Origin of the sequence: Geobacillus thermocatenulatus, assembly GCF_002217655.1 — a bacterium.
Classification (GTDB): Bacteria; Bacillota; Bacilli; order Bacillales; family Anoxybacillaceae; genus Geobacillus; species Geobacillus thermocatenulatus.
The window spans coordinates 1,319,968-1,337,990 of record NZ_NEWK01000001.1 but is presented as its reverse complement, the minus strand read 5'-3'; the positions used below and the strand labels follow the sequence as shown (position 1 = coordinate 1,337,990).

Sequence of the window (18,023 nt, the reverse complement as noted above, 5' to 3'; positions counted from 1 at the left end):
CCCCTTTCATATTCAAATTTCCGTTCGAATATATTATACCCCATTTCTTTTATTATTCAAATATTTATTTGAATTAAAAACAAAAAACATCCATGAGTAAGCTTTTACTCGCCACCCAAGCATGAAAATAACCGCTCATGGATTCATTATTTTCACAGAAAAAAAAGCAGCGGGCGCCTTTTCTTTGTGAAGGCCGTTCTCTTTCCAACCGGCGGCCTTCACTTTTTCACTTTCGTTTTCAAAGGCAAATCATATTGGATCAAATCTTCATATGTCTCCCGTTTCACAACGAGCTGGGCGTCGCCGTTTTCAACGAACACAACGGCTGGGCGCGGCAGACGGTTGTAATTGTTCGCCATGGAATAGCCGTAAGCGCCGGTGCAAAAAACGGCCAAATAATCGCCCGGCTTCGCTTCCGGCAGGGCGATGTCCCAAATGAGCATGTCGCCTGACTCGCAACACTTCCCGGCGATCGATACGACTTCCGTCGGCTCGCCGAACACCCGGTTGGCGAGCGCGGCTTCGTATTTCGCTCCGTAAAGCGCCGGGCGGATGTTGTCGCTCATGCCGCCGTCAACGGCAATATAGGTGCGGACGTTGGGCACCTCTTTGCGCGAACCGATCGTATAAATCGTCGTTCCCGCATCACCCACGAGCGACCGCCCCGGCTCGATCCAAATTTCCGGCAACGGCAAGCGGCAAGCTTCGGCCTGCCTTTTCACCTCTTCCACGATGCAGTCGACGTACGCTGTCACCGGAATCGGGTCGTCTTCCTCCGTATAGCGGATGCCAAAGCCGCCGCCAAGATTGACAACCGCTGGGACAAATCCGTGCTCCTTGTTCCACTCCGCCAGCTTGGCAAACACTTTTTGCGCCGCGAGCACAAACCCAGCTGTTTCAAAAATTTGCGAGCCGATATGGCAATGAACGCCGAGCAGCTGAAACGCGGCCGATGCCATAACACGGCGAAACGCCTCGTCCGCCTGACCGTTGTTTAAGTCAAAGCCGAACTTTGAATCTTCTTGCCCGGTTAAAATGTAATCGTGCGTATGCGCCTCGACCCCCGGCGTCACGCGGAGCAAAACCGGCACCGTCCGACCGGATGACGCCGCTAGCTCTTCGATCAGCTCGAGTTCGTAAAAGTTGTCGGCAACGATGCAGCCGATGCCGTGTTCAAGCGCCATCGCCAATTCGTCCCGGCTTTTGTTGTTGCCATGAAAATGGATGCGCTCAGGCGGAAAACCGGCCGCAAGCGCCGTATACAGCTCACCGCCTGAGACGACGTCAAGCGACAATCCCTCCTCAGCGGCCAGCTGCACGATGGCGACGGCGGAAAACGCCTTGCTCGCATACGCGACTTGCGCCCGCACGCCGTGACGCTGGAACGCTTCTTTAAACGCGCGCGCCCGAGCGCGGATCAACGCAACGTCATAAATATAAAGCGGCGTGCCATACGTTTTGGCCAACTCGACCACATCGACGCCGCCGATTTCCAAATGCCCTTGTTCATTCACGCGGCTTGTCCCGTGAAGAAACATCGCAAACCCCTCATTCCTCTATCGAAATCGCATGGCAAAAGCAAAAAAGACAGTTTGCAAAATCGGCAACTGCCTTTACAAAATGGAAAACCGCAGAGCGCCATCGGCTCTGCCTTGAAACGGAAGGCCGCACACCCCGCGCTGGGCCATGCCCATTCCGTCCGTGCAAACGTGCGAAGCACTGAGGCAAGCACCATCAGTGCAAGCAATTAAATATAACTTATCATAATTATAAAAAAGTTGCAATAGCGCTAAAACGAAAAAAGCGGCCGCCAATAGGTGGAGACGGCCGCTTCCAAATGGATCGTTCGCGTCATGACGGCTGTTTTTGCCGGTCTTGCGGGTGAACGATGCTCGGGCGCACTCTCGCTCCGGCAACCGAACGGCGGACGACAATTTGCATAAATGCCGCTGGATCGAACGGGATGAACGGCCATAAGTACGGCGTATTAAGCGAGCGGATGCTGGCGAGCCAAAGCAAATAAACGGTCGTGCCAATGACGAGCCCGGGCACTTTAAACAAGGCGACAAGAATGACCAATGCCAATCGAGAAATCTTATTCGCCACGCTCAACTCATAGCTTGGCGTCGCAAATGAACCGATCGCCGCCACCGAAATGTACAAGATCACTTCCGGCACAAACAGCCCGACATCGATGGCGATTTGTCCGATCAAGACGGCGGCAATCAAACCCATCGCGGTTGATAGCGGCGTCGGGGTATGAATGGCTGCCATCCGCAAAAACTCAATCCCAAAATCAGCGAGCAAAATTTGCACAATGATCGGGATGTTCGTTTGTTTGTTCGGCCCAATAAACGCCCACGATTCGGGCAGCAACGACGGTTCAAGGACGAACAGCACCCACAGCGGCAGCAAAAACAACGACGTCAAAATGCCTAAAAACCGCACCCAGCGCACAAACGTCCCGACCCCTGGCGACTGCCGGTATTCCTCGGCATGCTGGACGTGGTGGAAAAATGTTGTCGGCGTGATGATGACGCTTGGCGATGTATCAACCATAATGAGCACGTGCCCTTCAAGCAGGTGCGTCGCTGCTACATCCGGCCTCTCGGTATAACGGACGAGCGGGTACGGGTTGTATCCTTGCTTGACTAAAAACTCTTCGACTGTTTTGTCGCCCATCGTCAGTCCATCGACGTTGATTTGCTGCAACTCTTTCTTGACGAGTTCAACAAGCCCCGGGTCAGCGACGTCTTTAATATAGGCGATGCATACGTCCGTTTTTGACCGCTCGCCGACTTGCAAAATTTCAAAGCGCAGCCGCTCGTCGCGGATGCGGCGGCGGGTGAGCGCCGTGTTGACAATGATGTTCTCGACGTAGCCGTCGCGGGCGCCGCGCACAACTTTTTCCGTATCCGGCTCTTGCGGCTGCCGACCCGGATAGCTGCGGACGTCGACAGCAAATCCGGTCGATTCGCCTTCAATCAAGACGATGATCAAGCCCGACAGCAGCTTGTCAACCGCTTCGTCGAGGCTCGTCACCGGACTGACTTGCTGATGAACGAGTCGATTTTCGATGATCTGCCACGCTTGGGACGCCTGGCGTTCATCATCGTTGACGCGCACAATTTGTTTTAACAATTCGATAATGTATTGCGTGTCGCATAAACCGTTGCAGTAGTAAATATGTACTTCCCGGTTTAGGACATAGATTTTCCGCACGCCTAAATCAAAGCTTGTCCCGACGCCGATCCGCTGTTGCAAAAACTTCGCGTTGTCAACGAGCCGCTTCGCGATCGGCGCTTTCGGTTTCTTTTCTTTTTCCGGCATGGCCACCACTCCTTTCGAGAATCAACTCGACCGCCTTGCGCGTAATCGGCGCTCCGTATTTCGCATGGTCTCGATATCCCATTTTGCCGATGTCGCCGATGCCGACGATGAGCGGGATGTTCAGCCGGTCAAGGCAGTAGACGGTATCGCCATTGATCCGCCCGATCTCGAGGTCCCGGACGCCTTCTTTATCGACCCCATATTCGGTCATCACGCCGTCACGGTCGATGCTCACATGCACTTTTGTCCATTCATGCTGGTGCGTATTGGAGGCAACCGCCAGCGCCCCGAGCACCTCAATTTGCTCATGCCCCGCCACATAGCGAAGCGCCTGCTCTCCGGCCCCCTCCCCGAGGGCGCCGCAATCGTCAAACATGACAAACACTGGATCGTGCGGCGTTTGCAAAATGAGTTCGACCAACTGTTCACCGCTCAGTTTCGTCGGATTGCCTTGCGAGCGAGAAATGCAACGGCCGCCGATCTCGGCGGCAACCCGCTCAATCGCCCGGCAGGCGAACTCGTCCCCATCCGTTACTAAAATGACTCGTCGTTTTTCCATCATCTCTACCCTTTCGGTTTGCAAGTGAGCGCCGCGGCAAAAGAGCCAGCCACGATAAAAGCGAACAAGGCGCCGGCAAATCGGAACACCGCTGCTCCGGTTTCGACAAATCCCTCCGGCCGCGGTTCTGCCATGGCCCCTTTCGCCAACCAATACCCAAATCCGCATAGCGGCATCGTCGCCCCGGCGCCAGCCCAAGCGACGAATGGATCATAGACGCCGCCAAAGCCAAGGAGTACGCCAAAGACGACAAGCGAACCGGCGACGCCAGCCGGCGTCCATTTGCCGCGGTCGATGATGAGCTGAACGATGGCGCACAGCAGCCCGCCGGCGAGAAAGGCACGGACGTATTCCATATCACATTCCCTCCTGATCATTCCCAAATAAAAGACGTCCTACGGCGGCAAATCCGGCTCCTGTCCAGCCGCTTCGATGACGACGCCGTGAGCGATCGCTGGGATCGACTGTTTTTGCTGCACCATCGTTTGACTCAAGAGCGCCCCGGTAGCGACGACAAACAGGCGTCGAAACGTTCCGCGGGCGAGCTCTTGAAGCAAATACCCGTACGTGACGACCGCCGAGCAGGCGCAGCCGCTGCCGCCGGCGAACACCTTTTGATCTGGCCGGTAAATCATCAGCCCGCAATCGTTGTAAACGTCGGTCACATCGTAGCCTGATTCAGCAAGCAACTCGCGGACGATGACGCTGCCGACGCGCGACAAGTCGCCGGTGACAATCAAATCGTAATCGCCCGGCGAGACGCCTAAGTCACGGAAATGCTGCTCGATCGTATCGGCCGCCGCCGGGGCCATCGCCGCCCCCATGTCGAGTGGGTTTTTCAGCCCGGCGTCAACGACTTTGCCGATCGTCGCCGCCCGGACGCGCCAACGTCCCGGCGCGCGGCCAACGAGCGCGGCGCCGGCGCCCGTGACGGTGAACGTCGCCGTTTTCGGCTTTTGCACCCCCAGTTCAGTCGGGTAGCGAAACTGCCGTTCGGCCGTCGCGTTATGACTGCTTGTCGCCGCAAGCGCCCGATCAGCCAATCCACCAGCGACAAACGCAGCGGCTGCCGCCAACGTTTGCATCGAGGTCGAACAGGCGCCGAACAAGCATAAAAACGGAATCGGCAGCTCGCGGGCGACATAATTCGATGTCGCATTTTGGTTTAACAAATCACCGGCCAAAAATAGATCGACTTCTTCGGCAGAGACGCCCGCCTTTTGCAAGCAGCAGTCCACCGCCTCCCGCATCAGCCTCCGCTCGGCCAGCTCCCACGTCGCTTCGCCGCAATATAAGTCGCGATGGCAAACATCAAAATAACTTCCGAGCGGCCCGTCGGCTTCAAGCGGCCCGACCGCGGCAGCGGCCGCTTGGATGTAAACACCATCGTCAAACACCCATGTCTGCTTTCCGACACGTTTCATGGCCAATCCCTCTTTTCGTCACGGCCAAACAAGGCCAAGCACATAGGCGGCAATCAGACCATAAATGACCGCTGCCCCACCGGCTTTCAACATCTGCCCGGCCACCCCGGCCGTCCATCCTTCGCTGCGATGCTCGATAGCGGCGCTGGCGATCGCATTGGCCAGCCCTGTAATGAGCATCGTCGCCCCCGCACCGGCAAATTGGCTGAAATCATCATATTTCCCGACGGCCGTCAGCACAATCGCCAATCCAGCCATCACCATAGACGCCCACAGATGGGCCTCGAGCGGCGAAGCGGCAAACGTGCCGCCATACCAATCAGCGAGCCATTGCGCCAACGCACAAAACATCCCACCGACAAAAAACGCTTTTACCGCATTGGCGGCGTATGGGGGAGAAGGCTGAAACGCCTTCACCTCGCGGACATAATCGGACTTTAATCCCACGTTTCCTTCCCCCTTTGTCAGCGAAAGTGATCGACAAAATAAAGCCAATGAAACAACGAACCGGCCACTTTGCCAAAGGCGATGGCCATAAGTAAAATGACGATTTTATCATCGACGCCGATCCGCTTCGCTAAAATCGGCCAAACGTTCAACACCTCTGTTAAAGCGGCAGCGAGCATTCCGATAAACACACCATGAAACAATCCGATCGGCACTAGCCAATATTTGGATAAATGCCAAACCGAATGGCGCAAACTCATCCAACCGCCAACGATGGCCCCGGCTACAGCCCCCCATTCATAGGCGTGAATGCGTTTTGGCGTTTTCGTCAGCTGCGTCAGGCGCGGGATGACTCCAAGCACGACCAAAAAAGCGACAAATCCGGTTCCGACCGCCAACCCTCCGGCGAAGCCGACGAACACTACCAGCAAAATCTCAAGCGTCGTCAAGAGGCCTCAAGCTTTCTTTGTTTTCATGCAAAATGACGTACTGATCGATCGATTGCTGGTAGTTGAACATTTCGACTTCAAGAGGGCTGGGCTCCTCGTTGATTCGTTTGCGGAACCAATGGTTGAAAAATAAAATCATCCCGATGCCGAGCCCAAGCGAATACGGAATTTGCAAAAGCAGCGGTTTATCGACCGCTTGGCCGGTCATCATTTCGTACAGATGGCGATGCACTTGTTGCATGCTGACGTCCTCGTGAAAGTTCATGATCGCCATCGCCGAACCGACGAACAAAAGAAGCCAAACGAGAACGAAGGAAGCGGTCGAAACGTTCCGTTTTTCATAGACGACTTCAATGATCGTCTGCGATGGGCCGATCATCTGCACATCAAGCGAGGAATCCACATCAAACACAGCTCTGATCATTTGCATCATATCGATGATGACGATATTTTTATCGCTGGGCTGGATGCGATAGAGCGGAATCGTCTTCAACCGCCGAATGAGCCCACCATCCGGCGCAGCGATTTGGGCCGCCTGCCCGAGCGTCACCACCGCCCCCGGCTTGACTTGCACGCGATGGCGCGGCTTGATAAATACGGTGTTGGCCATTTGCTTCACACCTTTGTCCCCATTTTGTTTTTCTTTAGTTTGGTTGGCAAAAACACCGATCATGCGGCCTGTCGGCGTTCACCATCGATTTCATAAAAATAGAAAAGAATGGGCAAAAAATGCCCATTCTTTTTTAGACTTTTGTTGCTTGCTCCGGAAAAAGCGTTCCAAGATGCGCTTACACACCAAAAGACGGATGCGATTCATGGTTCACCGCCGATGAATTGACATCCGTCCATTTTGTTGCCCACTCCGTGCGGACAAAATGGACTATCCGTCCATTTTGTCCTTTATGTGCTGCAATATTTTCTTTTCCAGCCGGGATACTTGCACTTGAGAGATGCCGAGCCTCGATGCCACTTCGGACTGGGTTTGGTCTTTGTAATAGCGCAAATAGACGATCAGCCTCTCGCGCTCGTCGAGTTCTTCGATCGCTTTTTTTAAGGCGATTTTGTCAAACCATGACGCCTCGTCGGCGTCAGCAATTTGATCAAGCAACGTAATCGGATCGCCGTCGTTTTCGTACACCGTTTCGTGAATCGATGTCGGCGAGCGGACGGCCTCTTGGGCGAGAACGACTTCCTCAGGGGAAATGCCTAAATGGTCGGCGATTTCCGTAACCGTCGGCGCCCGCCCGCGCGTTTTCGACAGCTCGTCTTTCGCTTTGCGGATTTTATTGCCCATCTCTTTCAGCGAACGACTCACTTTGACGGTGCCGTCGTCGCGAAGAAACCGCTGAATCTCCCCAATGATCATCGGCACGGCGTACGTCGAAAACTTGACGTCATACGACAGGTCAAACTTGTCGACCGACTTTAACAAGCCGATGCAGCCGATTTGAAACAAGTCGTCCGCTTCATAGCCTCGGTTTAAAAAACGTTGAACGACCGACCAGACGAGGCGCATGTTTTTTTCAATAATTTCATCACGCGCTTCTTGATCGCCTTCTTGGCTGCGGCGGATCAGCTCTTTCATCTCCTGATCTTTGATTGGCGACTGATCTTGCTTGACATCGACATCCATAGGCATGTCTCCCTCAGTTACATAACGCTTTGCTTTTCGCAATATGCTTTTTCAAATACACCGTCGTCCCTTTGTTCACTTCCGATTCGACGATGACTTCGTCCATGAAGTTTTCCATAATGGTAAAGCCCATCCCTGACCGCTCGAGCTCGGGCTTTGTCGTAAACAACGGCTGGCGTGCTTCTTCGATGTCAGGAATGCCGACTCCTTCGTCTCTCACCGTCAAATGGACGACACCGTCTTCAATGATGACCGAAATGGAGACGATGCCGTTCGGATCGTTGTTGTAGCCGTGAATGATCGCGTTTGTCACCGCCTCAGAGACAACCGTTTTAATTTCCGTCAGTTCGTCCATCGTCGGGTCAAGCTGGGCAACGAACGCCGCGACGGTCACACGGGCAAACGATTCATTTTCGCTGCGGGCAGAAAATTGGAGGTGCATTTCGTTGCGCATTTACGCCACCCCCAATGCTTGTAAGGCGAATTGCTCATCCGCCTCAACGCGGATGATTTTAAACAGACCCGACATGTCAAACAGCCGTTTGACGGCCGGCGATACGGCGCATACGACCATCTGCCCGCCGACGTTTTTGATTTGTTTATAGCGTCCGAGAATGACGCCGAGGCCAGAGCTGTCCATGAACGTCAATTGTCCTAAATTGAGCACGATGTGGCGGACCGCTCGGTTTTCGAGCACATCCGTCACTTGTTCACGCAATTCTTCGGCTGTATGATGGTCAAGCTCCCCAGACAGGCGAACGATGAGCACGTCTTGCTTCACTTCCAAGTCGATCGCGAGACTCACAGCGTGTTCCCCCTTGTCCATTTCAGGATATGGAGACATTTCGCTGCTGTCCGCCCGAAATCCTGCCGCCCGACAAAACTAGTGGTCGTTCGCCAAAGAGAGCGAAAAGACTGCAAAACTTGACATTATCCCGCCTGCACGAAGCGGCCAAACACCCGCTTAAACAAGTCCCAAAAGCTCGCTTCTTCGACCGTTTGCTTGGCGACGATCGGGCTGTGCAACATTTCTTTTCCATCCTGTTTTAAAATGAGGACGCCAAGCTCATCACCTTTGCGAACGGGTGCTTTCACATTGTCTTTCACTTTGATCACTTTTTCGATCTGCTCGACCGACTGCCCTTTTTTCGTCAGCACCGACACCGGCTCCGACGTCACCGCTTCGACGGATGACCGTTTGCCTTTGCTTATGTTGACGCGGGCGACAGTTTCATTCCGTTTGTACACCGGGTGAGTTCGATATTGGGAAAACGCGTAATCGAGCATCTTCGTAATTTGCGCATTGCGCGATTTTGGCGTCGGCGCTCCAAACACAACAGCGATGACGCGCATGCCGTTCTTTTTCGCTGTGGCGGTCAAACAATATTTTGCTTCAGCTGTATATCCGGTTTTCAGGCCGTCAACGCCCGGATAAAATTTGACAAGCCGGTTCGTATTGACGAGCCAAAACGTTTTGTCCGTATTCTCGCGCAAATAGTCTTCGTATTTGCTCGTATATTTCGTAATATCCTCATATTTCAACAGTTCGCGCGCCATCATGGCCATATCATAAGCGCTGCTGTAGTGATGTTCCGCTGGCAGGCCGGTCGCATTGGCGAAATGGGTGTTTTTTAAGCCGAGCTGTTTCGCTTTTTCATTCATCATCTCGACAAATGCTTCTTCCGACCCGGCAATGCGCTCCGCCATAGCAACCGAGGCGTCATTGGCCGAACCGATGGCAATGCCGCGCAGCAGCTCATCAACGGTCATTTCCTCGCCCGGCTCGAGGAAAATTTGCGATCCACCCATTGACGCGGCGTATTCGCTCGCCCGCACTTTTTCATCGTAGGACAGCTTTCCTTCATCGATGGCTTCCATGACTAGCAGCATCGTCATAATTTTCGTCATGCTCGCCGGCGGCAATGGTTCATGGGCATTTTTTTCATACAATACTTTCCCGGTGTCGCGTTCAATCAAAATGGCTGATTTCGCCTCATCGGCGAGCTTCACGTTCGCCTCCTTCATCTCTTTCGCCTCGGCATGGGCAGAAAGAGGAAGAAAAAGAAGAAACGGCAAGAAAAGAAGACGAGTGACTGTCGTTTTCATCTCCCAAACCTCCATTCTTTATACATGCCATTTTTTCCAGGTGAGATATTTTTATACAAAAAACAGCTCATTTTCCAAAAAATAAAAAAACGCCCGAAACACGCGTTTCAGGCGTCTTCTTCTTGAACAACTGCTTTCTTCCTTGCGGATCGCCAGCGTCCCTCTCTATACGATGGTCTCATAAATGAGCGGCGGTCGAGCAACCGGCTGCGGCGACAGACGAATAGCCGCCTCGATCTTTTCTTTCACGTCAAGCACATCTGGCCGGTTGCTGTGAATCGTGGCGAGCGCTTCCCCTTTCTGCACGCGATCGCCGATTTTTTTCTGGAGCACAATGCCGACCGCCAAATCGATCGCGTCTTCTTTTTTCGCCCGGCCGGCGCCGAGCCACATGGCGGCCGTGCCGATGTCATCGGCGGCCATCTCGGCGACATAGCCGTCGGCAGCCGCCGTGACGGTCGACGTATAGGCCGCCTTTGGCAATTTGTCGAGATCGTCGACGACCGATGCATCTCCCCCTTGAGCGGCCAAAAACGTTTTGAACGCTGCGATGGCGGCCCCGCTGCGAATTGCCTTTTCAAGCAAACGGCGCGCCTCATCAAGCGATGGGGCCTTCTCTGCCAAATAGACCATATGGCTGCCGAGCGTCAAACAAAGTTCGGTTAAATCGTGTGGACCGTCTCCTTTTAACGTTTCGATGGCCTCTTTCACTTCCAAGGCGTTGCCGACGGCATAGCCGAGCGGCTGGCTCATGTCAGAAATGACCGCCATCGTCCGGCGGCCGACGCGCTTGCCAATGTCGACCATCGCCCGCGCGAGCCGGCGCGCCTCGTCAAGTTCCTTCATAAACGCTCCGGCGCCCGTTTTCACATCCAAGACGATGGCATCCGCCCCAGCGGCGATTTTTTTGCTCATGATCGACGAGGCGATGAGCGGAATGCTGTTGACGGTTGCCGTCACATCGCGAAGCGCATATAGCTTTTTGTCAGCCGGTGTCAAATCGCCCGTTTGGCCGATAATGGCGATATTATGTTCATTCACGAGTCGAACGAACTCGTCTTTGCTGATCTCGACATGAAACCCGGGCACGGACTCGAGTTTGTCGATCGTGCCGCCCGTATGGCCGAGGCCGCGCCCAGACATTTTCGCCACCGGCACGCCGACAGAAGCGACCAGCGGCCCTAACACAAGTGTCGTGGTATCGCCGACGCCGCCGGTCGAGTGCTTATCGACTTTCACGCCGCGAATACTCGACAAATCGAGCATTTCGCCGGAGTGCACCATCGCCATCGTCAGGGCGGCCGTTTCTTCCTCGGTCATGCCGCGGAAATAAATGGCCATCGTGAGCGCACTCATTTGGTAATCGGGAATGTCTCCGGCTGTATACCCGCGGATGATCCACTCAATTTCTTCCTTCGTCAGCGCCTTTCCGTCGCGCTTTTTCGCAATCAAATCGACCATTCGCATCGCGATCACCTTTTTCATTTTGATTTCGCCATTTCAGCGACAATCGCTTTCACAAACCGCAAAAAATCCGTCTTCACCCGCTCGGCCGTTTCAACCACTTCATCATGGTGAAGCGGAGCATCCGACATCCCTGCCGCCATATTCGAAATGCACGAAATGCCAAGCACTTCAATGCCGCCGTGGCGGGCGACGATCACTTCCGGGACGGTCGACATGCCGACCGCATCGCCGCCGAGCGTACGAATCATGCGGATTTCCGCCGGCGTTTCGTACGACGGCCCCGTATTGGAGACATATACTCCTTCATGCACGCGAACGCCAAGTCTCGCCGCCGTTTCCTTGGCGAGCTCGCGCAGCCGCCGGCTGTACGCTTCCGTCATGTCCGGAAAGCGTGGACCAAGCTCCGGATCGTTCGGACCAATGAGCGGATTTGTGCCGAGCAGGTTGATATGGTCGGAAATGATCATGAAATCGCCGGGCTGGAACCATTCATTGATGCCGCCTGCAGCGTTTGTCACGATCAATTCGCGGACGCCAAGCGCCTTCATCACCCGGACGGGAAACGTCACTTCCTGAAGCGAATACCCTTCATAATAATGAAGCCGCCCTTGCATGGCGACAACACTCGCCCCCTCAAGCCGCCCATATACGAGCCGGCCGGCGTGTCCTTCAACGGTCGACACTGGAAATCCGGGAATCTCTTCATACGGAATGCGAACCGCCTCTTCAATTTCATCCGCGAGCACGCCAAGCCCGGATCCGAGAATGAGGCCGATTTTAGGAGGTGTGGGCATCAATGGACGCAAATGACGAGCAGCTTTTTCAATCGCTTGTCGATCCATCCTCTTTTCCCCCTCATCCAACATTAGTCCAAATCAGCCAAAAAGCTTGTTCCGTGCGGCGGCCGGTTGACTTGAAAGTTATCCGCAATCGTTGCGCCGACATCGGCAAACGTCTCGCGGACTGGGAGCGGCTTGCCGCCGCGAAATCGCGGGCTGTACACCAAAAGCGGCACATATTCGCGCGTATGGTCGGTTCCATGGTGAATCGGGTCGTTGCCATGGTCAGCGGTGATGATAAGCAAGTCGTCCGCTGTCAAGCGCGGCAACACATCGGCAAGCCGGGCGTCAAACTCTTCGAGCGCATCGCCGTAACCTTTTGGGTCGCGGCGATGGCCGTATTTAGCGTCAAAATCGACGAGATTGACGAAACTCAACCCGGTAAAGTCCATGCCGAGCGTGTCGACGAGCTTATCCATTCCGTCCATATTGGATGTCGTTCGCAACGACTGGGTAACTCCTTCATTGTCGTAAATATCGGCGATCTTCCCGATGGCAATCACTTCATAACCGGCGTCTTTCAATTCATTCATCACCGTTTTGCCAAACGGCTTAAGCGCATAGTCGTGCCGGTTGGCGGTTCGCTCAAAATGGCCGGGTGTGCCGATGAACGGTCGGGCAATGACGCGCCCGACCATATACGGCTCGTCGCGCGTCAATTCGCGGGCGATTTCGCAAATGCGGTACAATTCATCAAGCGGCACAACTTGTTCATGGGCGGCGATTTGCAAGACGGAGTCGGCTGATGTATAGACGATGATGGCCCCTGTTTTCATATGCTCTTCGCCAAGCTCTTCGATGATCGCTGTTCCGCTCGCCGGTTTGTTGCCGATCACGTTCCGGCCGGTGCGCCGCTCGAGCTCAGCGATCAATTCATCTGGGAACCCGTTCGGAAAGACGCGGAACGGCTTGTCGATGCGAAGGCCCATCAGCTCCCAATGGCCTGTCATCGTATCTTTTCCAGCCGATGCTTCCTTCATTTTTGTATAGTACGCGAGCGGTCGATCGACTTTCGGCACCCCTTTGATCTCACGAATATGGCTTAGGCCGAGCTTCGCCATGTTCGGCATATAGAGGCCGCCGCGATGCTCAGCGATATGGCCGAGCGTATCCGCTCCTTTGTCGTTGTATTTCTCGGCATCCGGCGCCTCGCCGATGCCGACTGAATCCATCACAATCAAAAAGACGCGCCGGTATGTCGCTTTCACATTCATTCCCCCCTGCCTGCAATGAAAAATGGAGTCTCTTTCTATCGTTCCCGTATTTTCGCGAAAACACGCCTATGGCCAATTGGTCAGAAGTCTGACAACCAAAACGACAGACAAGCGCCTAGCATACAGCAGCTGCTAGGCGCGCGGGTGGTACTGTTTGTACACGTCTTTCAGGCGCGTTTTCGTCACATGCGTATACATTTGCGTCGTCGAAATGTCAGCATGCCCAAGCAACTCTTGCACAGCGCGCAAATCGGCTCCGTTCTCAAGCAGATGCGTCGCAAACGAATGCCGAAGCGTATGCGGCGTCAATTCTTTTTCGATGCCGGCTTCTTTCGCGAGCCGCTTTAAAATTTTCCAAAACCCTTGCCGTGTCAACCGCTGGCCATAATGGTTCAAAAACAGCGCCTCCGTTGCCCGCCGCCGCGGATTGACAAGCTGCGGGCGCCCGTGCTCCAAATAGTGGGCAAGCGCTTCAATCGCCATGCGCCCGATCGGCACGATCCGCTCTTTCCGCCCTTTTCCATAGCAGCGGACAAACCCCATCGTCAAATGCACATCGCTTAAGTTGAGCTGCACAAGCTCACTGACGCGCATGCCCGTTGCATACAACAGCTCCAGCATCGCCTTGTCGCGCAGCCCAAACGGTGTGCTCACTTGCGGCGCTGCAAGCAGCGCCTCGACTTCCTCGACCGACAGCACTTTCGGCAGCGTCCGTTCAAACTGCGGCGTTTCGATATGGACGGTCGGGTCTTGCGCCGCGATTTTCTCCCTTAGCAAAAACTGATGAAACGAACGGATCGACGCCAAATGACGGGCGATCGTCCTTGCTGATTGCCCTTGTTCGCTTAAAAACTTTAAAAAATGGAGAATATGGAGGCGCTCCACTTCGCCCCACGCCTGAAGCTGCTCGACTTGGCGCAAATAGCGGACATATTTTTTCAAATCGCGTTCATAAGAAACGATCGTATTGTGCGCCAAATTCCGCTCCACCGTCAAATAATGCAGAAAATCTTTCAACTCGTATTCCAACGCTCTCTACTCCCCATCGCGATAAAAAAATAACAGCCGGTCGAGCCAACTTGGCGGCGCACTTTCCGCCGCCGATACTTTGACCGCCGATCCCTTCGGCTCATCGTATCGGTGGTAATACTCGTACTCGCGGTTAAACCATACAAGACTATAATAAAATAAAATGGTGCATCCCGTAAATAAAAGAAACACTTTCACCATTTGCCAAACGGTTTTCATGGCATCCTCCCTATCAGCTGCTTGTCAGCTTGCTAGTATGAGGATATGCCATTTGTTTGGTTGTTTATACGCAAAAAACCTTTCCCGCTGGAAAAGGTTTTTATTTTTCTTCATGCTTTTGCTGGCAACGGTGACAAATGCCGTGGAACGTCAAACGATGGTCTTTAATTTGAAATTTCCATTTCTCCTCAACAATCGCTTCGACATCCTCAAGCAAATCTTCTTGAATTTCCGCCACCGATCCGCATTCCAAGCAGATGAGGTGGTGGTGGAAATGGGCCGCTCCTTCCTTGCGGAGGTCATAGCGCGACACCCCGTCCCCGAAATTGATTTTATCGACAATTTTCAGCTCGGTTAACAGCTCGAGCGTCCGATAAACGGTCGCCAACCCGATTTCCGGGGATTTTTCTTTCACGAGGAGGTAGACGTCTTCCGCGCTTAAATGGTCTTCTTCATGTTCAAGCAGAACTCTTACCGTCGCTTCCCGCTGCGGCGTCAGCTTGTAGCCCGCCGAATGCAGCTGCTTCTTGATTCGTTCCACACGATCTTCCATGTTTTCATTCCTCCCTCGCCATTCACCCCTCATTATAACAAATGCGCGAGGGAAGTATCAAAGTAAAATCACTATTATGAAGAAATGATAATGGTTACTATATAATATTGATTATGATGAAACTCATTGTCCATTGAACCGCCTGTTTCATCAAGGCCGGCGAAAGATACGCCTCCACCGCCGAGGAAAGAAGCAGCCCAAGGGCGACCGCCGCCATCGCTGCCGCATAGCGCATCACCATCGGAAACATCGATCCATGCGGCCGCTTCATAAACTGGTTGCGCACCATGTGCAAGGAAAACGAAATCGAAATGACGCCCATGACGATCATGAGTGGAATGGCCACCAAATTTTGCGGCATGATGGACACAAACGACAAAAGAAACCCGCGCCAACCCATTTGGTTGACTAAAAAGCCAACCGTAAAGCCGACGACGACGCCTTTGAAAAACAGCAAAACAAGAATGATCGGCAAGCCAATGACAGAAATGCCAAGCACCCACATCAGCGCGGTATATTTGACGTTGTGCATATAGCTTTGCCGAAACATATCATGGGCGCTTGCGATATTGTCTTTTGACACTTGTCCAAAAAATTGCGTCAAGTAATAGTACAAGTCTTGCTTTTGACTGAAACCAAGGCTGTTGACGACAATGGCGCCGAAAATGACGCCCATGAGAAACAGGACGATGACAAACACATACAGCGAAGCATGTTCACGCCAATGGACAGCGACAGCTGATTTGAGCGGATGGGTTCTCATTGTGCTTCGTCCTCCTACTTTGTCTCTTAGTAGATTGTATGTCCATCCGCTTTCGGTATGACTGTTTTTCGAAAAGGCTGATGATGGAATGAAAAAGCAGCTCAACACCGACGTGTGGCCAACTCCACAGGCGGCACGCCGCCTCGGTCCATTGGCGCATGGCTGGGCTGGGCCAAGCAGCACGCACGGCATGATGATGAACGGCAGGAGCGCTGCCCGAGTGGTTACCCCTCCCGCACTTTCCCGTATCTCCCACCGCCCCCAGCCTCGATATGGAGCGCACCGCTACGGGCAAGGACGATCAGCCGGGCCAATTTTTCTCCCACCGTCTCCGCGATCTCTTCCTCCGCCGCCTCATGAAGAACGTGCATTTCCGTGCCAAAACGGGCGAGCAGCTTTTCATACGCTTTTGGACCAAGGCCGGGGATGAATTCAAGCGGCACTTGATAAATGTACGGCGGCCGTTTCGGTCCGCGGTCCGCCGTTTTCAACTCTGCCAGCCGGTCAAACACGCCTTTCACGAAGCGATGATGGCCGCATGCCGCACAGCTGTCGACGTCCGGTGCAGCCGGCGCAAGGCAGCGCTCGCACACTGTCCGGTGATATTTTCCTAGTTTGGGATTTAAACCATAGTTGGCGACAATCGCGCGCCCGTCTTCACCGCGCAGCGCTTTTTCAAATTCGGCAAACGTCGGGGCGGAAAGCCGCACTTCTTCATATTCGCGGGCGATTTTCCGCAGCGAATGGGCATCGGAATTCGTCAAGTACGGGTAGCGATGCAATTCGGCGATTTGGTCCGCCATCGCCGTGTCGGCGCTTAACCCAAGTTCAATGGCGTCAATCCAATCTGGGTCGAACACCTCCGTTAAGCTGCGTTTGACCCCTTTTCCGTACAAGCTTTTAAATGGAGTGAACGCATGCGCGGGGATAAACCAGCCGCCCTGCTCTTTCGCGGCAGCTTGTAGCTCACGGCCGGACACGTAAATGCGCTGTGAACTGAGCGACACGTTCTTTACCCGTTTGCCAAGCCAGCCGGAAAACGTGCGCATCGTCTGCACAGTCGGCAAAAAAACGAGCACGTGGATCGGTCCATGGCAATGGTCGTCATATACTTCGATTTCACTGCCTAACAAAAGCGTCGCCTTTCCGGCGCTGACGCCGCCCCCCTCATGTTCGCGCCAACCGTGCTTCTCCATTGCCCGCTCGAGCTCGTCCAGCACTTCGGGTACATGGCTGTCAATGACACCGACGAGGTCGATCCCTTTCACCTCCGCCGCCTCATGCAAGATGTTCTCAAGCGTCAACGTCCGCGCCCCAGTAATTTTCACCGGGCGGCCCGAGGCGGTGCGGCCGATGTGAATATGTAAATCAGCGTAATAACGGCCGAGGCCGCGCTCGTTTTTTTTATTCGGCATTTTGCTCCCCCAGCGCGCGGCGCAGCTGCAAATATTGCAAGGCGTATGCCGTTTTCGCGTCGTAAATGTCACGTTGTTGAAGCATATGAAGCGCCTCCTCCAATGTCACTTCCAGCAATTCGACAAACTCGTCCTCATCCAGGCCGGCCCCATCTTCAACTTTTTCAAGCCCTTCAGCGACGTACAAATGGATGAGCTCGTCAGCAAATCCAGGTGATGTATAAAAAGAAATGAGATGGCGCATCGATTGGGCGCGGTAGCCTGTTTCCTCTTCAAGCTCGCGGCGGGCGGAAGCGAGCGGCTCCTCTCCTTGTTCTAGCTTGCCCGCCGGAATCTCGACTAATGCGCGCTCCAGCGCTTTTCGATACTGGCGGACAAGAACGATTTTCCCATCCGGCAACAGCGGCAGCACCGCCACCGCCCCCGGGTGCTTGATCACCTCGCGCCGGCTCGTTTTCCCATTTGGCAACTCGACTTCCTCGATATACAAGTCAATGATGCGGCCGCTGAACAATTTCTCTTTGCGGACGGTTTTTTCATACAACTTCTCCATTCTTCTTCTCCCCTATCGATTGA

21 protein-coding genes are annotated in these 18,023 nt (G+C 54.0%); all 21 read right to left on the bottom strand.

Annotated features, from left to right (window positions below):
- Positions 1 to 218: 218 nt before the first annotated feature.
- Entirely contained in the window at positions 219 to 1,538 is a 1,320-nt protein-coding gene (gene lysA, locus B9L19_RS06790) for a diaminopimelate decarboxylase (RefSeq protein ID WP_014196257.1), read from the bottom strand.
- Between the two features lie 313 nt (positions 1,539 to 1,851).
- Complete coding sequence (locus tag B9L19_RS06785; RefSeq protein WP_011231783.1) at positions 1,852 to 3,330, bottom strand: spore germination protein; 1,479 nt, start codon at positions 3,328 to 3,330, stop codon at positions 1,852 to 1,854.
- Positions 3,278 to 3,889: a stage V sporulation protein SpoVABEA gene (gene spoVAEA / locus B9L19_RS06780; protein ID WP_021322462.1), complete on the bottom strand. Its 612-nt coding sequence runs from the start codon at positions 3,887 to 3,889 to the stop codon at positions 3,278 to 3,280. The genes B9L19_RS06785 and spoVAEA overlap by 53 nt, the downstream gene beginning before the upstream one ends.
- Before the next feature lie 5 nt (positions 3,890 to 3,894).
- Positions 3,895 to 4,245: a SpoVA/SpoVAEb family sporulation membrane protein gene (locus tag B9L19_RS06775; RefSeq protein WP_012820684.1), complete on the bottom strand. Its 351-nt coding sequence runs from the start codon at positions 4,243 to 4,245 to the stop codon at positions 3,895 to 3,897.
- 39 nt (positions 4,246 to 4,284) lie between these two features.
- Positions 4,285 to 5,313, bottom strand: coding sequence for a stage V sporulation protein AD (spoVAD, locus tag B9L19_RS06770; RefSeq protein WP_011231786.1), 1,029 nt, complete (start codon positions 5,311 to 5,313; stop codon positions 4,285 to 4,287).
- An 18-nt stretch (positions 5,314 to 5,331) separates the two neighbouring features.
- Positions 5,332 to 5,760 (bottom strand): SpoVA/SpoVAEb family sporulation membrane protein, encoded by a 429-nt coding sequence (locus B9L19_RS06765; RefSeq protein ID WP_013144836.1) that lies wholly within the window; start codon positions 5,758 to 5,760, stop codon positions 5,332 to 5,334.
- Between the two features lie 17 nt (positions 5,761 to 5,777).
- Positions 5,778 to 6,209, bottom strand: coding sequence for a stage V sporulation protein AB (locus B9L19_RS06760; protein ID WP_025948563.1), 432 nt, complete (start codon positions 6,207 to 6,209; stop codon positions 5,778 to 5,780).
- Positions 6,196 to 6,819 (bottom strand): stage V sporulation protein AA, encoded by a 624-nt coding sequence (locus B9L19_RS06755; protein WP_025948564.1) that lies wholly within the window; start codon positions 6,817 to 6,819, stop codon positions 6,196 to 6,198. The genes B9L19_RS06760 and B9L19_RS06755 overlap by 14 nt, the downstream gene beginning before the upstream one ends.
- Before the next feature lie 270 nt (positions 6,820 to 7,089).
- Positions 7,090 to 7,842, bottom strand: coding sequence for an RNA polymerase sporulation sigma factor SigF (sigF, locus tag B9L19_RS06750; protein WP_014196263.1), 753 nt, complete (start codon positions 7,840 to 7,842; stop codon positions 7,090 to 7,092).
- 13 nt (positions 7,843 to 7,855) lie between these two features.
- On the bottom strand, positions 7,856 to 8,296 hold the full coding sequence (gene spoIIAB / locus B9L19_RS06745) for an anti-sigma F factor (protein WP_011231791.1): 441 nt from the start codon (positions 8,294 to 8,296) through the stop codon (positions 7,856 to 7,858).
- On the bottom strand, positions 8,297 to 8,647 hold the full coding sequence (gene spoIIAA / locus B9L19_RS06740; protein WP_025948565.1) for an anti-sigma F factor antagonist: 351 nt from the start codon (positions 8,645 to 8,647) through the stop codon (positions 8,297 to 8,299).
- 125 nt (positions 8,648 to 8,772) lie between these two features.
- The gene (locus B9L19_RS06735) at positions 8,773 to 9,948 is read right to left on the bottom strand and encodes a D-alanyl-D-alanine carboxypeptidase family protein (RefSeq protein WP_025948566.1); all 1,176 of its coding nucleotides are present in this window, start codon (positions 9,946 to 9,948) and stop codon (positions 8,773 to 8,775) included.
- Between the two features lie 165 nt (positions 9,949 to 10,113).
- Positions 10,114 to 11,415 carry a pyrimidine-nucleoside phosphorylase gene (locus B9L19_RS06730; protein WP_025948567.1) on the bottom strand — a complete coding sequence of 434 codons (1,302 nt, stop codon included), beginning with the start codon at positions 11,413 to 11,415 and terminating at the stop codon, positions 10,114 to 10,116.
- A 14-nt stretch (positions 11,416 to 11,429) separates the two neighbouring features.
- Positions 11,430 to 12,257: a purine-nucleoside phosphorylase gene (locus B9L19_RS06725; protein WP_047752858.1), complete on the bottom strand. Its 828-nt coding sequence runs from the start codon at positions 12,255 to 12,257 to the stop codon at positions 11,430 to 11,432.
- Positions 12,258 to 12,280: 23 nt separating this feature from the next.
- A complete protein-coding gene (gene deoB / locus B9L19_RS06720) occupies positions 12,281 to 13,468 on the bottom strand; it encodes a phosphopentomutase (protein WP_033023933.1) in 1,188 nt (395 codons plus the stop codon).
- Positions 13,469 to 13,600: 132 nt separating this feature from the next.
- Positions 13,601 to 14,497 (bottom strand): site-specific tyrosine recombinase XerD, encoded by an 897-nt coding sequence (xerD, locus tag B9L19_RS06715; RefSeq protein ID WP_025948570.1) that lies wholly within the window; start codon positions 14,495 to 14,497, stop codon positions 13,601 to 13,603.
- Positions 14,498 to 14,503: 6 nt separating this feature from the next.
- Complete coding sequence (locus tag B9L19_RS06710; RefSeq protein ID WP_011231798.1) at positions 14,504 to 14,716, bottom strand: YqzK family protein; 213 nt, start codon at positions 14,714 to 14,716, stop codon at positions 14,504 to 14,506.
- A 100-nt stretch (positions 14,717 to 14,816) separates the two neighbouring features.
- Entirely contained in the window at positions 14,817 to 15,269 is a 453-nt protein-coding gene (gene fur, locus B9L19_RS06705) for a ferric iron uptake transcriptional regulator (protein ID WP_025948571.1), read from the bottom strand.
- Positions 15,270 to 15,366: 97 nt separating this feature from the next.
- Positions 15,367 to 16,032: a stage II sporulation protein M gene (gene spoIIM / locus B9L19_RS06700; RefSeq protein WP_025948572.1), complete on the bottom strand. Its 666-nt coding sequence runs from the start codon at positions 16,030 to 16,032 to the stop codon at positions 15,367 to 15,369.
- 224 nt (positions 16,033 to 16,256) lie between these two features.
- The gene (locus B9L19_RS06695; RefSeq protein WP_047752857.1) at positions 16,257 to 17,447 is read right to left on the bottom strand and encodes an endonuclease Q family protein; all 1,191 of its coding nucleotides are present in this window, start codon (positions 17,445 to 17,447) and stop codon (positions 16,257 to 16,259) included.
- Positions 17,437 to 18,000: an NUDIX hydrolase gene (locus tag B9L19_RS06690; protein WP_025948574.1), complete on the bottom strand. Its 564-nt coding sequence runs from the start codon at positions 17,998 to 18,000 to the stop codon at positions 17,437 to 17,439. Before B9L19_RS06690 ends, B9L19_RS06695 begins: the two co-directional genes overlap by 11 nt.
- Between the last annotated feature and the right edge of the window lie 23 nt (positions 18,001 to 18,023).

Coding starts and splice junctions, on each gene's coding strand:
- B9L19_RS06690 (WP_025948574.1), bottom strand. CDS start 18,000: ATGGAGAAGTTGTATGAAAAAACCGTCCGCAAAGAGAAATTGTTCAGC.
- B9L19_RS06730 (WP_025948567.1), bottom strand. CDS start 11,415: ATGCGAATGGTCGATTTGATTGCGAAAAAGCGCGACGGAAAGGCGCTG.
- spoVAD (WP_011231786.1), bottom strand. CDS start 5,313: ATGAAACGTGTCGGAAAGCAGACATGGGTGTTTGACGATGGTGTTTAC.
- spoVAEA (WP_021322462.1), bottom strand. CDS start 3,889: ATGGAAAAACGACGAGTCATTTTAGTAACGGATGGGGACGAGTTCGCC.
- fur (WP_025948571.1), bottom strand. CDS start 15,269: ATGGAAGATCGTGTGGAACGAATCAAGAAGCAGCTGCATTCGGCGGGC.
- B9L19_RS06695 (WP_047752857.1), bottom strand. CDS start 17,447: ATGCCGAATAAAAAAAACGAGCGCGGCCTCGGCCGTTATTACGCTGAT.
- lysA (WP_014196257.1), bottom strand. CDS start 1,538: ATGTTTCTTCACGGGACAAGCCGCGTGAATGAACAAGGGCATTTGGAA.
- spoIIM (WP_025948572.1), bottom strand. CDS start 16,032: ATGAGAACCCATCCGCTCAAATCAGCTGTCGCTGTCCATTGGCGTGAA.
- spoIIAB (WP_011231791.1), bottom strand. CDS start 8,296: ATGCGCAACGAAATGCACCTCCAATTTTCTGCCCGCAGCGAAAATGAA.
- B9L19_RS06785 (WP_011231783.1), bottom strand. CDS start 3,330: ATGCCGGAAAAAGAAAAGAAACCGAAAGCGCCGATCGCGAAGCGGCTC.
- B9L19_RS06735 (WP_025948566.1), bottom strand. CDS start 9,948: ATGAAAACGACAGTCACTCGTCTTCTTTTCTTGCCGTTTCTTCTTTTT.
- B9L19_RS06710 (WP_011231798.1), bottom strand. CDS start 14,716: ATGAAAACCGTTTGGCAAATGGTGAAAGTGTTTCTTTTATTTACGGGA.
- deoB (WP_033023933.1), bottom strand. CDS start 13,468: ATGAATGTGAAAGCGACATACCGGCGCGTCTTTTTGATTGTGATGGAT.
- B9L19_RS06775 (WP_012820684.1), bottom strand. CDS start 4,245: ATGGAATACGTCCGTGCCTTTCTCGCCGGCGGGCTGCTGTGCGCCATC.
- sigF (WP_014196263.1), bottom strand. CDS start 7,842: ATGGATGTCGATGTCAAGCAAGATCAGTCGCCAATCAAAGATCAGGAG.
- B9L19_RS06755 (WP_025948564.1), bottom strand. CDS start 6,819: ATGGCCAACACCGTATTTATCAAGCCGCGCCATCGCGTGCAAGTCAAG.
- B9L19_RS06725 (WP_047752858.1), bottom strand. CDS start 12,257: ATGGATCGACAAGCGATTGAAAAAGCTGCTCGTCATTTGCGTCCATTG.